The organism is Streptomyces sp. NPDC127084 (assembly GCF_042724175.1).
GTDB lineage: Bacteria > Actinomycetota > Actinomycetes > Streptomycetales > Streptomycetaceae > Streptomyces.
Map to the genome: position 1 here is coordinate 1 of NZ_JBHXFA010000019.1, position 15986 is coordinate 15986.

Genomic DNA, 15986 nt, shown 5'->3' on the forward strand with positions numbered 1-15986 from the left:
GAGAGGAGCTCTCCGCGGGCGGCGGCGTTTCGTGACGGCGGCGGGGATCAGCCCTGCTGGGCGATCAGACTCGCGGGGCGCAGGTCGGTCCAGTTGGACTCGGTGTAGGCGAGGCAGGCCTCACGGGTGTCCTCGCCGAAGACGGTCCGCCAGCCGGCGGGGACCTCGGCGAAGGACGGCCACAGCGAGTGCTGGTTCTCGTCGTTGACCAGGACCAGGAAACGGCCCTGCGGGTCTTCGAACGGGTTGGTGCTCATACGTCTTCGCTCCTCGTGGACTATGCGGTGAACAGCGCGGAGAGCGGCTGCTCGGGGTCGGCCGCGGCGGTGCGCAGCAGGGTCTGAAGTTCTTCGGCGAGCTGCCGGGACTTGGCCGGGCCGAGCAGGCCGTGCGCGTAGATGAGCTCGCAGTGCACGGGTCCGTCACCCTGCGGCTCGTAGAAGCTGAGGGTCAGCTCCGCTCGCGCCGTGCCGGTCGGTACGGCGTGGAAGGACCCCATGCCGCCCTCCAGCTGTCCGAGGTCCGCCTGCTCGTGGTGGATCACCATGACCTGCGGGCCCTTGGGCGGCAGTCCAGTGGCCCGCACGACCGCGTCGAACGGCACGTCCTGCCGGTCGAGCGCGCTGAGCGTGGTCTCCCGGACCCGGGTCAGCAGCTCCGTGAAGGCTGGGTCGCCGGCCGTGTCGGTGCGCAGCACCACGGTGTTGAGGAAGCAGCCGACCAGATCGGCGAGCTGGTCGTCCCCGCGACCGGCGACCATCGTACCGATGGGCAGGTCGGTGCCCGCGCCGTGGGCGGTGAGCAGGACCGCGAGCGCCGAGTGCAGCACCATGAACATGCTGGTTCCGGTCGCCCGGGCCAGCTCGTCCACGGACGCGTGCAGTTGCTCGTCCAGGACGAAGCCCACGTAGTCGCCGCCCTCGGCGGCGGGGCGCGGGCCGTCCGTCGGGAGCGCCAGCTCCGCCGGGGCGTCGTGAAGCGTCTGCCTCCAGTACGCGAGCTGCCGCCCGCCCCGGCTGTCCGGGTCGGCGAGATCGCCCAGCACCTCGTGCGCCCAGCGGGTGTAGTCCCCGTACGTCACCGGCAGCGGTTCCCACTCGGGCGCCGCGCCGGCCGCCCGGGCCGTGTAGGCCGTGGTGAGGTCGCGGAACAGCGGGACCACCGACCACTCGTCCACCGCGAGGTAGTGCATGGTCAGCAGGAGCGCCTGGGCGCCCGCGGGGTCCGTCAGCAGGTGGGCCCGCAGCGGGGCCTCGGCTGCCAGGTCCGGGTGCGCCGCGGCGAGTTCCGCGAGGCGGGCGTCCAGGTCCGCGCACCGGTCGAGGACCAGGGCCGGGCCTTCGACCGGCCGCTGGAGCAGTCCGCCGTCGTGCTCGGTGAACGCCGTGCGCAGCGGCTCGTGCCGGGCCACCACGTCGGCGAGGGCCACGGCCAGGGCGTCGGTGTCCAGGCCGCCCTCGGGAGAGCGCAGCACCAAGGCGCTGTCGAAGCCGGGGGCGCGCCCGTGCGACTCCCACTGCCAGCGCTGGACCGGTGCGATCGGCAGCGGGCCGACGTCCGCGTGCTCGGCCGGCCGCAGCGCCGGGCGAGCGGCCGCGGCACCCTCCAGCTTGCCGGCCAGACCGGCCACCGTCAGCGCGTCGAAGACGTCGCGGATGCTCAGCTCCACCCCGAACTCGGCGCGGATGCGGCCCAAGAGCCGCATCGAGGCCATGGAGTGGCCGCCCAGCGCGAAGAAGTTGTCGTGGACGCCGACGCTGTCCAGCCTGAGGATGTCGCAGAACAGGTCCGCGAGGCGGGCCTGCGTCTCGGTGGCCGGGCGGGCGTCGCCGGTCATCGCGGTCCAGTCCGGCGCCGGCAGCGCCTTGCGGTCCAGCTTGCCGTTGGGCGTCAGCGGCAGTGGGCCGTCCAGCGCCATGACGAGCGCCGGCACCATGTACTCGGGCAGCAGTCCGGCCACGTGGGCGCGCAGCTCCTGCGGGTCCGGCCGGCCGGCCTCCGGTACCGCGTAGCCGATCAGGCGCACGATGTCGCCGTCCCGGTCCGGCAGTACGGCGGCCTGGGCAACCGACGGGTGCGAGGCGAGCGCGGCCTCGATCTCGCCGAGCTCGATACGGAAACCGCGCACCTTCACCTGGGTGTCGACCCGGCCGAGGAAGTCGAGGTTGCCGTCGGCGCGCCAGCGGGCGCGGTCGCCGGTGCGGTACATGCGGCCGCCGGCCGGGCCGAAGGGGTCCGCGACGAACCGCTCCGAGGTGAGCCCGGCCTTGCCGAGGTAGCCGCGCGCGAGGCCGCGTCCGGCGACGTACAGCTCGCCCACGACGCCCGGCGGGACCGGACGCAGGTGGTCGTCCAGGACGTAGCAGCGGGTGTTGGGGTCGGGGCGCCCGATGGGGACCCGGCCGCCCGGTCGGCCGCCATGCTCGCGCGCCGGCCACAGCGTGGAGTTGACCGTCGCCTCGGTGAGCCCGTACGCGCAGATCAGGTGGGCCGTGGCGCCGAAGCGCTCGAAGAGGTCCGGCGGCACCGTCTCGGTGCCCACGAGGACGGTGGAGCCCTCGGGCAGCTCGCAGCCCGGCGGCAGCGCCGAGACAAGCGACGGCGGCAGGATCATATGGGTGATCCGCTGGTCCGCGAGGAAGTCGGTGAGCGCGGGGCCGGCGACCCGAGCCTCGTCGGTGATGAGGACGAGGCGTCCGCCGTGGCACAGGGCCATCGCGAGCTCGAAGACGAAGACGTCGAAGCCGATCGAGGCGAACTGCAGGACCCGGCTGTCGCGTTCCAGGCCCATCCGGTCGACGGCGGTGGCCACCAGACTGGCGACGCCCTCGTGGGGGACGACGACGCCCTTGGGCCGACCGGTGGAACCGGACGTGTAGATGACGTACGCGGCCTGGTCCAGGCCGGCCGGCGCGCTTTCGACGGCGGATTCGGACAGCGCATCCAGTTCGGCGGCGGTCTGCGGCGCGTCGAGCAGTACCAGCGGTACGTCCGTCACGGAGGGGATCTTCCCGGCCACCGGCTCGGTGCCGACGACCAGCGCCGCCCCCGAGTCCTCGATCATGTAGGCGAGGCGGTCGGCGGGGTGGGCCAGGTCGAGCGGCAGGAACGCCGCGCCCAGCTTGAGCGCGGCCAGCACCGTGGCGATCATGTCGGCCGAGCGGGGCACGGCCACGCCGACCACGCTCTCGGCGCCCACCCCGTGCGCGGCCAGCAGACGGGCGATCCGGTTGGCCCGGGCGTCCAGCCGCTCGTAGGTCAGTGAACGCGCGTGGTCCACGACGGCGACCGCCTCGGGCCGCTCGGAGAGCCGCCGGGCGAACAGGGCCGGCAGGGTCTCCTCTTCGACCTCGCGGGGGGTGCCGTTGAAGCCGTCGAGGACCAGGTGGCGCTCGTCAGGGCTGAGGATCTCCGCCTGTGAGACGGGCTCCCCGGGCGCCGCGGCCAGCGCCGCGGCCAGCGTACGCAGCCGCTCGCCGATCCGCTCGGCGGTCTCCTGGTCGAAGAGCTCGGTGGCGAACTCCAGGCGGCAGACCAGCGCCCCGGCGCCGCCGTCGGCGTCCGTGTGCTCGGTGAAGCTGAACACCAGGTCGAACTTGGCGGAGCGGATGCGGAACGGCACGTACTCCACGCCGAGCCCGGCCAGTTCCAGCTCGTCGCCGGTACGGGCGTGATAGCCGACCATCACCTGGAACAGCGGGTTCCGGGACAGTGACCGCGTCGGGTTGAGCTTCTCGACGACCGACTCGAACGGCACGTCCGCGTGGGAGAACGCCGCCAGGTCCGTCTCGCGGACCCGGGCCAGCAGCTCGGTGAAGCTCGGGTCTCCGCTCAGGTCGGTGCGCAGTACGAGGGTGTTGACGAAGAAGCCGACAAGGTCGTCCAACGCCTCGTCGCCGCGGCCCGCGATCGGGGAGCCGAGCGGGATGTCCGTACCGGCGCCCAGGCGGTGCAGCAGGGTGGCGACGGCCGCGTGCACGACCATGAACATGCTGGCGCCGGTCTCGCGGGCGATCCGCTTGAGCCCCTGGTGGACGTCCGCGTCGAACGCGATGTCCAGCTCGGCGCCGGTGAACGCGGGGCGGGCCGGGCGGGGCCGGTCTGTGGGCAGCTCCAGCTCCTCCGGAGCCCCGTCCAGCACCGAGTGCCAGTGGTCCAGCTGCCGGGCGGCCAGGCTGTCCGCGTCGGCGGGGGCGCCGAGCAGGCGCTGCTGCCACAGCGCGTAGTCGGCGTACTGGACGGGCAGCGGCTCCCAGCCGGGAGCGGTACCGGCCTCGACGCGGGAGGCGTAGGCGGTGGCCAGGTCTCGCAGGAACGGCCGGTCCGACCACTCGTCGGTGGTGATGTGGTGCAGCAGGATCACGACGACGTGCTCGTCCGGCGCCACCTCGATGACCGTGGCGCGCAGCGGCAGTTCGGCGGCGAGGTCGAAGGGGCGGTTGATCGCCGCGTCGACCAGGCCCGGCACCTCGTCCTCGGCCGCCCGCAGGTGCTCGACCGCGGGCCTGGCCTCCTCGGCGGACAGGACCCGCTGGAAGGCCTGGCCGTCACGCTCCGCGAAGACGGTGCGCAGAGCCTCGTGACGGGCGGTCACATCGGCGAGTGCCGCGGTCCAGGAGTCCACGTCCAGGGCTCCGCGCAGCCGCATGACCAGCGGGAAGTTGTACGCCGCGGAGGTGCACTCGATCTGCTGGATGACCCACAGCCGCTGCTGGGCGTGCGACAGCGGCAGTTCGGCGGGCCGCTCGCCCGCGGTCAGCGCGGGCCGGGCGGCGGCGCCGGAGCGTGCCGCGCGGTCCACCAGTTCCGCCACGGTGGGCGCCTCGAACAGGTCGCGGATGGCGAGCTCGGCGTCGAGCGCGGTGCGGGCGCGGCTGACCAGGCGGGTGGCCAGCAGGGAGTGGCCGCCGAGCTCGAAGAAGTCGCTGTCGATGCCGACGCTGCCCGCGGGCAGGCCGAGCACCTCCGCGAAGAGCGCGCACAGCGTCTCCTCCCGCGGGGTGCGCGGGGCGCGGCTGGGGCCCCTACCACCGAAGTCAGGGGCGGGCAGGGCGCGGACGTCCAACTTGCCGTTGACGGTCAGCGGAAGGGTGCCGACGGGCACGAGGGCGGCGGGGACCATGTAGTCCGGCAGGCCGGCCTTCAGGTGCTCGCGCAGGCGCTGCGGCAGTTCCTCCCCCGCCTCGGTGCCTGCCTCAGGGGCGAAGTACCCGACCAGGCGCTTGCTGCCGGTCGCCTCGTTGACGACCACGGCGGCGTGCGCCACCTCGGGGTGCGCGGACAGCGCGGCGGCTATCTCGCCCAGCTCGATGCGGTAGCCGCGGATCTTCACCTGATCGTCGGTGCGGCCGAGGAAGTCCAGCAGACCGTCCGGCCGCTGCCGGACGAGGTCGCCGGTGCGGTACATCCGCTCCCCCGGCTCCCCGAACGGATCTGCGACGAACCGTTCGGCGGTGAGGCCGGGCCGGTCGTGGTAGCCGCGGGCCAGGCCCGTTCCGGCGATGTACAGCTCACCGGGGCAGCCCGGCGGGACCGGCCGCAGCATCGCGTCCAGGACGTATGCGCGGGTGTTGCGGATGGGGAGGCCGACCGTGGGGGTCGCGCTGTCGGTGGTGGAGCCGCCGAGGGTGTTGATTGTGTACTCGGTCGGCCCGTACAGGTTGTAGCCGTAGGTGCCCTCGGTGCGGCGCAGCTTCGTCCACACCGTGTCGGACACCGCCTCGCCGCCGAGGAGCACCAGCGCGGGGCGGTGCCTGCCGGCCGCGGTGTCGTCGGCTTCGGCCTGGTCGAGGAGGCCCTCCTCGATGAGGAGCTGGGCGTACGTGGGCGTCACGTTGACCACGTCGACGCGGTGGCGGTCGCAGTAGGCGACCAGGGCCTCGGCGTCGCGGCGGAGCTCTTCGTCGCAGACGTGCACCTCGTGGCCCTCGACGAGCCAGAGCAGCTCCTCCCAGGACATGTCGAAGGCGAAGGAGACGGTGTGCGCGATGCGCAGGCGTCTTCCGCCGGCCGAGGCGATCGCCGGGTCGAAGATCTCCTTCTGGTGGTTGAGCTGCATGTTCGTCAGGCCCCGGTACGGGGTGACGACGCCCTTGGGCTTGCCGGTGGAGCCGGAGGTGTAGATGACGTACGCCGGGTGCTCCAGCCGGTCCGCCCGGTCGCGGGCGAACGCGGGCCGCTCGGCGTCGGTGACCTCGCCGCCCGGGAGCCCGGCCAGCTCGGCCGCCACGGCCTCGTCGTCCAGCAGGAGCTCCGGGGCCGCCGGGCCGGACTCGCCGCGCAGGGTCGGGGCGACGGCGGCCGTGGACAGCAGGCACAGCGGCGCGGTGTCCTCGACCATCAGCCGCAGCCGGTCCGCCGGGTGGTCGAGGTCCAGCGGCAGGTACGCCGCTCCCGTGCGCAGGACGGCGAACAGCGCGGCCACCATGTCGATGGAGCGCGGCAGCGCCAGGGCGACGGTCTTCTCCGGTCCGGCGCCCCGGGCCAGCAGCAGCCGGGCGATCCGGTTGATGTGCGCGTCCAGTTCGGCGTACGACAGGGCGCGCTCGCCGAAGACCAGGGCGACGGCGTCCGGGGTGCGGGCCACCTGGGCGGACAGCATGTCCGCGACGGTCTCGTTCGGCACCGGCTCCCGGCTTCCGGCCCAGTCACTGGCGAGGGACTCGCGCTCGCCGGGCAGCAGCAGGTCCAGGGCGCCCACCCGGCCGGTCAGGTCGCCGATCAGCCGCTCCACGAGGGCGCCGAAGCGGTCCAGGGTGGCGGCGGCCTGCTCGTCGTCCACCAGGTCGGGGCGGTACTCCAGCTTGATCTGGACCGTCTCGGCCGGGTTGACGATCAGCGTCATCGGGTAGTGGGTGGCGTCCACGCTGCCCACACCGGTGATGCCGTGGCGCTCCGTCAGCTGCCGGAAGGCTCCCTCGTCGGCGAAGTTCTGCAGGACGTACAGGGTGTCGAAGAGGGTCGGGTGACCGCCGGCGCGCTGGAGCTCGGCGAGCCCCAGGTACTCGTGGTCCATCAGCGCGACCCGCTCGGCCTGGATGCGGCGCAGCAGGTCACCGACCGGCTCGGCCGGATCGAGGGTGATCCGCTGGGGCACCGTGTTGAGGAACATGCCGATCGTCGTGTCGACTCCGGGCACGTCCGCGGGGCGGCCGGCGACGGTGGCGCCGAACACCACGTCGTCGCGGCCCACGGTGGCGGACAGGACAAGCGCCCACGCGGCGGACAGCACCGCGTTGATGGTCAGGCCGTGCTCGCGTGCGGAGGAGCGCAGCCGCTCGCTCAGGGGCCGGCCGAGGCTGAGGGTGCGGCGGCGCGGGATGGTCGGCTCGTCGCCGCGCTCGCGGGCGACGAGGGTCGGCTCGTCCAGCCCCGCGAGGGCGCTCCGCCAGGTCTCGCGGGCCGCGTCGAAGTCCCGTCCCTCCAGCCAGCCCAGGTAGTCGCGGTAGGTGCCGGGGGCGGGCAGGGCGCTGTCGTCGCCGGACGCCGCGTACAGCCCCAGCAGCTCGTCCAGGAACAGGGACTGGGACCAGCCGTCCCACGCGACGAGGTGGTGGCTGAGCATCAGCCGGTCGGTGGTGTCGGTGAGCCGGATCAGGGTGAGCCGGAACAGCGGGGGCGCAGCCAGGTCGAACCGCCGCCGGCGGTCGGCGTCGGATATCTCGGCGAGCCGGGCCCGCCGGTCGGTCTCGGTCAGGCCGGTCAGGTCGATCTCGGTCAGCGGTGCGGGAAGCTCAGAGGCCGGGGAGACGAACTGCACGGGCTCGGGCAGACCGTCGCTGACGATGCCCGCGCACAGGCTGGGGTGCCGGCGCAGCAGGGTCGCGCACGCGGCGCGCAGCCGGTCGGCGTCGAGCCTGCTGCCGAAGTCGAAGGTGTCCTGCGCGGTGTAGACATCCAGCGCGGTCGTGTCGTAACTGGCGTGGAAGTAGATGCCCTCCTGGAGCGGGGACAGCGGCCAGATGTCGGCCACCGGCACCGGGCTGACCCGCTCGACCAGCTCGATGTCGGCCTGGGTGAGGGCGACCAGCGGTACGTCCGAGGGGGTGAGGGCGGGGCGGGCGCCGGGCGCCGCGGTCCTGGCGACGAGCTCGCGCAGGGCGTCGGCCCATGCCGCGCCCAGGGCGTGGACGTCGTCCTCGGTCAGCGCGGTGCCGTCCGGCCAGGTCCAGGTGGCGCGCAGCTCGGGGCCGTCCGGGGTCTCCGCGCACACAGCGTTGATCTGGAGCGGGTACGGCATGGCCAGGTCGGCGTCCGGCTCGACGGCCAGCGCGTCGGAATCGACGGCAGGGGCCCAGTCCACGGCCTGGTCGGCCGGCAGTCGGCCGAAGTAGTTGAACAGCACCTGGGCCGTGGACAGCTGGGCGAACACCGGGGCGAGCTGCGGGTTGAGGTAACGCAGCATTCCGTACCCGGCACCGGAGTCGGGCGCGGAGCGGACCGATTCCTTGACCTGCTTCAGCGCGTCGAGGGGGTCCTCGGCGGCGGACAGGCGGACCGGGTGGAGGCTGGTGAACCAGCCGACGGTGCGGGAGAGGTCGGCGTCGGTGACTCCGTCGCGGCCGTGCCGCTCAAGGTCGACCAGCAGGTCGCCGTCCTGGCCGGGGCGGCGGCGCGAGACGGCCAGCCGGAGGGCGGCGAGCAGCACCTCGGTGACGTCGGCGCCGGCGGCCGCGGGCACGGTGGTGAGCAGCGCCCGGGTCTCGTCGGCGGGCAGCGTGACGACGTGCTCCCGGGCCGCGCCCGCGGTCCCGGTGCGGGTGGCTCCGGCGACGAGCTCGGCACCGGGGGCCAGGATCTTGGCCCAGTAAGGGAGTTCGGCCTGCCGTTGCGGGGAGGAGGCCTGCTCGGCGACCTCCCGGGCGAACCGGCGCAGGGAGGTCGGCACCGGTTCCAGGACCGGGCGCTCACCGCGGACGACGGCGTCCCACGCGGCGGCGAGGTCGCCGAGGAGCACCCGCCAGGACACGCCGTCCATCACGAGGTGGTGGACGACGAGGAGCAGGCGCCCGGGCCGCTCGGCGCCCGCGTCGAACCACACGGCCTGCACCGTCGCGCCGCTGTCGGGGTCGAGGCGGCCGGCCGCGGCGTCGGACTCCTCGGCGACGACCGCGCGCAGCCCCGCCTCGTCCAGGTCGCGTACGTCGACGCGGCGCAGCAGCGCGGCGGCGTCCACCGAACCGGCAGCGGTCGTCCGGGCGGACCACAGCGCGGGGATGGCCGGGCCGAGGTCCATGCGGGTCAGGGTGAGGCGCAGTCCGTCGTGGTGGTCGAGGACCGTCTGGAGGACCTGCGCCAGCTTGCCGGCGTCCGCGTCGGCTGGCGCCTGCAGCAGCATCGAGAGGTTGAAGCGGCTGATCGTGCCGCCGTCCTCGCGGAGCTGGTGGACGATCGGCAGCAGGGTGATGTCGCCGACGCCGTCGGAGTCCGCGGTCACGGCCGGGACGGCGGCCTGCGCGCCGCCGAGGGCGGCCGCGAGGGCGGCCGGGGTGCGGTGCTCGAAGACGTCGCGCGGGGTCACCGCGAGGCCGGCCTTGCGGGCGCGGCTGGAGACCGACATGGAGAGGATGCTGTCGCCGCCCAGGACGAAGAAGTCCTCCTCGGCGTCGACGCCGTCGATGCCGAGCACGTCGGCGAAGATGGCGCAGAGCTGCTGCTCGCGGCCCTCGCGGGCGTCGCCGGCCCGCCGCCTGCGGACCTCGGGCGCGGGCAGCGCCTTGAGGTCTGTCTTCCCCCCGGGCGTCAGCGGCAGCGCGTCGAGCCGTACGAAGTGGGTGGGCACCATCGGCGCGGGCAGGGAGCCGGTCAGGGCCTCGCGCACCGCCTCGATGTCCAGGTCCCGCGCCCCTGCGGCCGGTACCAGGTAGGCCACCAGCTGCTTGACTCCCCGCTCGTCCTCGCGTGCCACGACGACCGCGTCGCCGACGGCCGGCTCGTCACGCAGCCGGGCCTCGATTTCACCGAGTTCCACCCGGTTACCCCTGATCTTGACCTGGTGGTCGGTGCGCCCGAGGTAGGTGAGCACACCGTCTCCACTGAACTGAACCATGTCTCCGGTGCGGTACATCCGCTCTCCCGGACCGCCGAACGGATCGGCGACGAAACGCTCCGCGGTCAGCGCGGTGCGACCGTGGTAGCCGCGGGCCAGCTGCCCGCCCGCGATGTAGAGCTCGCCGGGCTCGCCCGCCGCGACGGGGCGCAGGTAGCCGTCGAGGACGTACAGGCGGGTGTTCGACACCGGCCGCCCGATGGGCACGGTGCCCGCGTCCTCGGTGCCGGAGCCGGCCTCCCAGCTGGTGACCTGGATGACGGCCTCGGTGGGCCCGTACACGTTGAACAGCGGCACCCCGGTGCGCTCCCGCCAGCGCCGGGCGAGCGGCACCGGCAGGGCCTCGCCGCCGCTGAAGGCGCGACGGAGCGTCACCCACCACTCGTCCGGGCCGTCCTCCGCGAGGAGCGCGCCGTAGAGCGGGGGCACCAGGTCGATGCTGGTGACCCGCTCGCGGCGGACCAGGTCGACGAGGTACGCCGGGTCGTGGTGCCCGTCCGGGCGTGCGATCACCACGGTGCCGCCGGTGAGCAGCGGAGTGAAGATCTCCAGCACGGACGGGTCGAAGCTGGTCGAGTACTGGTGCAGCACCCGCTCGCCGGGGCCGTACCCGAACCGCTCGGCGGTCCAGGCGAGCTGGCCGGCGGCCGCGCGGTGGGACACGACGACGCCCTTGGGGCGGCCCGTTGAACCGGAGGTGTAGATCACGTACGCCGCCTCGTCCGGGTGGACGGACACGGCGACCGGCGCCGGGGCCAGGTCCTTCTCGCCGAGGACGAGATGCGTCACACCGTCGAGGACGGGGAGCCGGGTCCGGGAGACGGCGGTGACGACGACGGTCCGCGCCCCGGAGTCCTCGAGCAGGTAGCGGACCCGGTCGGCCGGGTAGTCGACGTCGACCGGCAGATAGGCGGCGCCGGCCTTGAGGACGCCGAGCAGGGCGGCCAGGGTCTCTGCGGACCGGGGCACGGCGACGGCGACGACGGACCCGGGCGTCACACCTTGGGCGAGCAGCCGGCCCGCCAGCGCCTCGGCGCGCGCGTCGAGCTCGGCGTACGTGGTGTGCCCGGCCTCGTGGACCAGCGCGGTGGCGTCAGGGGTACGGCGGGCCTGCCGGGCGAACGCCCCGTGCATGGTGTACTCGGGCAGGGGCAGGTCCTCGCCGGCCAGCCGGTCGATGGCGGCACGGTCCTCTTCGGGGGCGTTGAGCGTCAGCTGCGCCACCGGGCGGAGCGGGTCCGTGACGAGCTGGGCGAGCAGCGCCCGCAGCCGGCCGCCGAACCGGGTGGCGGTGGCGGTGTCGATACGGGCCGGATCGTGGTCCAGGCGCAGCCGGAGCTCTTCGCCCGGCAGGACTGTCAGGGCCAGCGGGTAGTGCACCGCGTCCCGGATGTGCGAGCCGGTCATCCGGACCAGGCCGGCCGGGTCGGAGGGCTCGCCCGCCTGGGGCAGATTCTCCACGACGGCCAGTGCCTCGAACAACTCGCCGCGACCGAGGGCGCGCTGGATCTCGGCGAGTCCGATGTGCTGGTGGTCCAGCAGGTCGGCCTGCTCGTCCTGGAACCGTGCGAGCACATCGGCCAGCGACTGCTCGGGCTGCCACCGCAGCCGGGCGGGAAGGGTGTTGATGAGGAGTCCGACCAGGGACTCCACGCCCTCGACAGGGGCCTGGCGGCCCGACACGGTGCTGCCGAAGACGAGGTCGCGGGTGCCGGTCAGGTCGCCGAGCAGGAGGCCGAAGCCGCCCTGGACGACGCTGCCGAGGGTCAGCCCGAGCGACCGGACCCGCGCGCTGAGCGCCGCGGTGTCCTCGGCGGACAGGTCGACGTCGACCGTGCCCGTGCGGTGTTCCCCGGCGTCCGCGGCGCGCACGGGGAGCCGGGCCGGACCGTCGTAGCCGGCCAGTGCCTCGCGCCAGGCGTCCAGCGCGGCCTGGCGATCGCGTCCGGCGAGCCAGCCGGAGTACGCCCGGTACGCCGGGTCGTCCTGCGGCCGCGCGGGCTTGGCGCCGGGGTGGTAGCCGTCCAGTAGCTGACGCATCAGGAGCGAGACCGACCAGCCGTCCACCACGATGTGGTGCAGGGTCAGCACCAGCTGGGAGCGGTGGGCGCCGTGCCGGACCAGTGCGGCCCGCAGCAGCGGCGGGACGGCCAGGTCGAAGCCCTCGGCCCGCTCCTCGGCGGCGATGGCCTCGACGGCCGCACGTCGGGCATCGGCGTCCCGGTCGGACAGGTCGGCGTAGCGCCAGGGCAGGGTGGCGCGCTCGCCGACGAGCTGCAGGATGCGCCCGTCGGCGAGCTGGTGGAAGCCGGCGCGCAGCAGCGGGTGGCGGTCAAGGAGGCCTTGGACGGCGTCCCGCAGCGCCTCGGGTTCGACCTCGCCGGCCAGTTCGACGGTGTCCTGTACGGCGTATCCGTCGGCGCCCGTCTCGTCGACGGCGGCGTGGAAGTAGAAGCCCTCCTGGAGCGGCGTGGCCGGCACGGCGTCCACCAGGCCCGGCACGGCGGCGGCGCACTCGGCGCGTTCGGCGTCCGTCAGCTCGACCAGGGAGAACGGCGCGGGCAGCCCGGCGACGGCCGGGCGCGGGGCGCCCGCCGCGCCGTCCGCGAGACGGGCCAGGGCGGCGACCGTACGAAGCCGGAACACGTCCCGCGGGGTCAGCGGCAGCCCGGCCTCACGGGCCCGGTTGACGAGTTGGATCGCGACGATGCTGTCGCCGCCCAGCTCGAAGAAGCTGTCGTGCACGCCCACCGACGGCAGGCCGAGCACGCCCGCGAACAGTCCGGCGAGCGCGGACTCGGACGGGGTGGTGGGTGCGTCGTCCCCGCTCATCGCCGTCCACTGGGGCGCGGGCAGGGCCCGGGAGTCGAGCTTGCCGTTGGGCGTCAGCGGAAGCGGGCCGTCCAGCCGTACGAGGGCGGACGGGACCATGTGGTCGGGCAGGGATTCCGCGATCGTGGCGCGGGCCTCGGCGACGGCGGCCTCGGCGTCCGTGCCGGACTCGGCCACCAGGTACGCCACCAGCCGCTTCACGTTCCGGTGGTCCTCGCGGACCAGGACGGCGGCCTGGGCGATGCCCGGGCAGGCCATGAAGGCGCTCTCGATCTCGCCGGGCTCGATGCGGTGCCCGCGGATCTTGATCTGGCCGTCCGCGCGGCCCAGGAACTCAAGGTTGCCATCGGCGCCCCAGCGCACGCGGTCACCGGTCCGGTACATCCGCGCGCCGGGGCGCTCGGCAAAGGGGTCGGCGACGAAGCGCTCCGAGGTGAGGCCGGGGCGGCCCAGGTAGCCCCGCGCGAGGCCGCGGCCCGAGACATACAGCTCGCCCTCGGTGCCGACCGGGACCGGGCGGAGGGCCGGGTCGAGCACATACGCGCGGGTGTTGGGGTCGGGACGGCCGATCGGGGCGGGCCCGGGCCGGTCCGCCTCGGCTGTCCACAGCGTGGAGTTGACGGTCGCCTCGGTGAGCCCGTACGCGACGACGACCTGGAGGCGTCCGGCCCAGCGGGCGATCAGCTCGCTGGGAACCGCCTCGGTGCCGACGATCAGCACGGCGCCGTCGGGGAGTTCGCAGTCCTGCGGCAGCGCCGAGACCAGCGACGGCGGCAGGATCATGTGGGTGGCGCGGTGACGGGCGATGTAGTCGGTCAGCGCGGGCCCGGCGACACGGCGTTCGGTGGGGACGATGATGATCCGTCCGCCCACGCACAGCGACATGATCAGGTCCCAGACCGTCACGTCGAACCCGACGGAGGCGAACTGCACCACGCGGCTGGCGGCGGTGATGCCGATCCGCTCGGTCGCGGTGGCGATCAGGCTGCCGACACCGTCGTGCGAGACCACGACGCCCTTGGGGCGGCCGGTCGAGCCCGAGGTGTAGATGACGTAAGCGGCCTGGTCCAGGGCGACCGGCAGCCCGGGGTCGGCGACGTCCAGGGCGGCGCACTCGGCTGCCACCGACGGCTCGTCGAGGAGCACGCGCTCGACGCCGGGAGCGGCGGGCAGGTCTGCGGACAGCTCCCGCGTGGTCACGACCGTCCGGGCGCCCGCGTCGTCCAGCATGTAGGCGATACGTTCCTGCGGGTGGTCCGCGTCCAGGGGCAGATAGGCCGCCCCGGCCTTCATGACGGCCAGCAGGCAGATCACGAGTTCCGGGGAGCGCGGCAGGGCCACGGCGACGACGTCCTCGGCGCCCACGCCCCGGGCGGCGAGCAGCAGGGCGAGTCGGTTCGCGGCGTCGTTCAGCTCGCCGTAGGTGAGCTCCAGGTCCTCGCACACGAGGGCGACGGAGTCGGGGGTGAGCCCGACCTGCCGTTCGAAGGCGGCGGGCCAGGACGTCTCGGGCGCCTCGCAGGGCGCGGTGCCGAACTCGTCCATCAGCAGGCCGCGTTCGTCCTCGACGGTCAGGTCGATCCGGCCGATGGGCCGACCGGGGGCCTCGGCGAAGGCGTCGAGGAGGATGCCGAAGCGGTACTGGTGGCCGACCAGCGTCTCCTCGTCGCACACGTCGGCGTCGGCGTCGAAGACGATCCGGACCGCGTCGCGCTGCGACTCGCCGACCGTCACGGCCAGGTCGCTCACCGGCCCCATCCACTGTGGGCGCAGATCGGAGAAGTGGTCGCGGAACCGCAGCCAGTCGGTGCCGGGGAGGATGTTGACCGTGGGACCGACGAGTTCGGCCACGCCCTCGGTCAGGCCGAGGTCCTTGGCCAGATCCTCGGCACGGTAGCGGCCGTGCTCGACGGTCTCGCCGATCCGGACCTTCACCTGGTCCATGAGCTCGGCCGGGGTCATGCCCGGGTGGACGCTCAGCCGGAGCGGGAGGATGTTGGACACCATGCCGGGCACGTCCGCAGCCGCGGGGTCCCGGCGGGTGGTGACCGGCAGTCCGAGCACGAGGTCCTGCGCGCCCGTGACCCGGTGCACGTAGGCGGCGACGGCGGACACCAGGAGCGCGGACACGCGGACGCCGGCGTCCGCGGCGGCCGTCCGCAGGCGGGCGGTGTCCTGCTGGGAGAGCTCGGAGGTGCGCCGGTAGCGGCGGGAGATCAGCGACGGGGAGCGCTCGATGAGGTGGACCGGCTCGGGCCGGTCCACGAACCGGTCGAGCCAGAAGTCCCGGTCGGCGCGGTACTGCTCGGAGGCGCGGTAGGCCCGCTCGGAGTCCAGCAGCCTGGTCAGGGACCAGGCGACCTCCCCCGCCGGCTCGGCGCCGGTGTAGATCTCGCCGACCCTGCGGGAAATCAGCGCTATGCTCACGCCGTCGATGACCGTGTGGTGGTAGCGCTGGCACCACAGAAGCCGGTCGTCCGCGAGCCGGATCAGGGTGTGTGCGAAAAGCGGACCGTCCTGGTCGAGTCCGGGCGCGCTCCGGCGGTCGGCCTCCATCCAGTCCCAGGCTGCGTCCTCGGCGTCGTCCGCACCGCGCAGGTCGACGGTGCGGATCTCGACCGGGAAGCGCCGCGGCCACTGGCGCGGGCTGCCGCCCTCGTCCCCGATCCGCACATGGAGGCAGTCGGCCTCCTCGCTCACCTGCCGTACGGCGTCGGCCAGCCGGCCCAGGTCGACGTCCCCGCGCAGCTCCAGGGTGAACGAGACGGTGTACGCCGAGCTGTCCGGCTCGATCTGCTGGGCAAGCCAGATACCGGATTGCCCGCCGGTGACGGGGAGACCGGCAGCCTGCGTCCGGTCCGACTCGGCGTTGAACATCGTTCGTGTGACCTTTCCCTGGTGGTGCGTCAGTGGTGGGTCGTCAGGAAGGGGCGATGAACGCCCGCCCGGTGGGCATGGTCACCGGGCGGGCGGTTCGGCGGGGTGCGGTGGCGAGCGGAGGGGGTCCCCGCCCCACCTTGAGGGGGTCCAAAATGTTGGCCGCCTCCCACCGGTCCTACCGGTGGGAAGGGGCGGGGGTGGGCACCACGGGGGGGTAAGTGAGCGC

General features: G+C 73.9%; 2 protein-coding genes. Both read right to left on the minus strand.

Going from position 1 to position 15986, the window contains the following annotated elements:
- Positions 1-47: 47 nt before the first annotated feature.
- Entirely contained in the window at positions 48-257 is a 210-nt protein-coding gene (locus ACFWI9_RS07180; RefSeq protein ID WP_387159524.1) for an MbtH family protein, read from the minus strand.
- A gap of 20 nt (positions 258-277) precedes the next feature.
- Entirely contained in the window at positions 278-15757 is a 15480-nt protein-coding gene (locus ACFWI9_RS07185; RefSeq protein WP_387159525.1) for an amino acid adenylation domain-containing protein, read from the minus strand.
- Between the last annotated feature and the right edge of the window lie 229 nt (positions 15758-15986).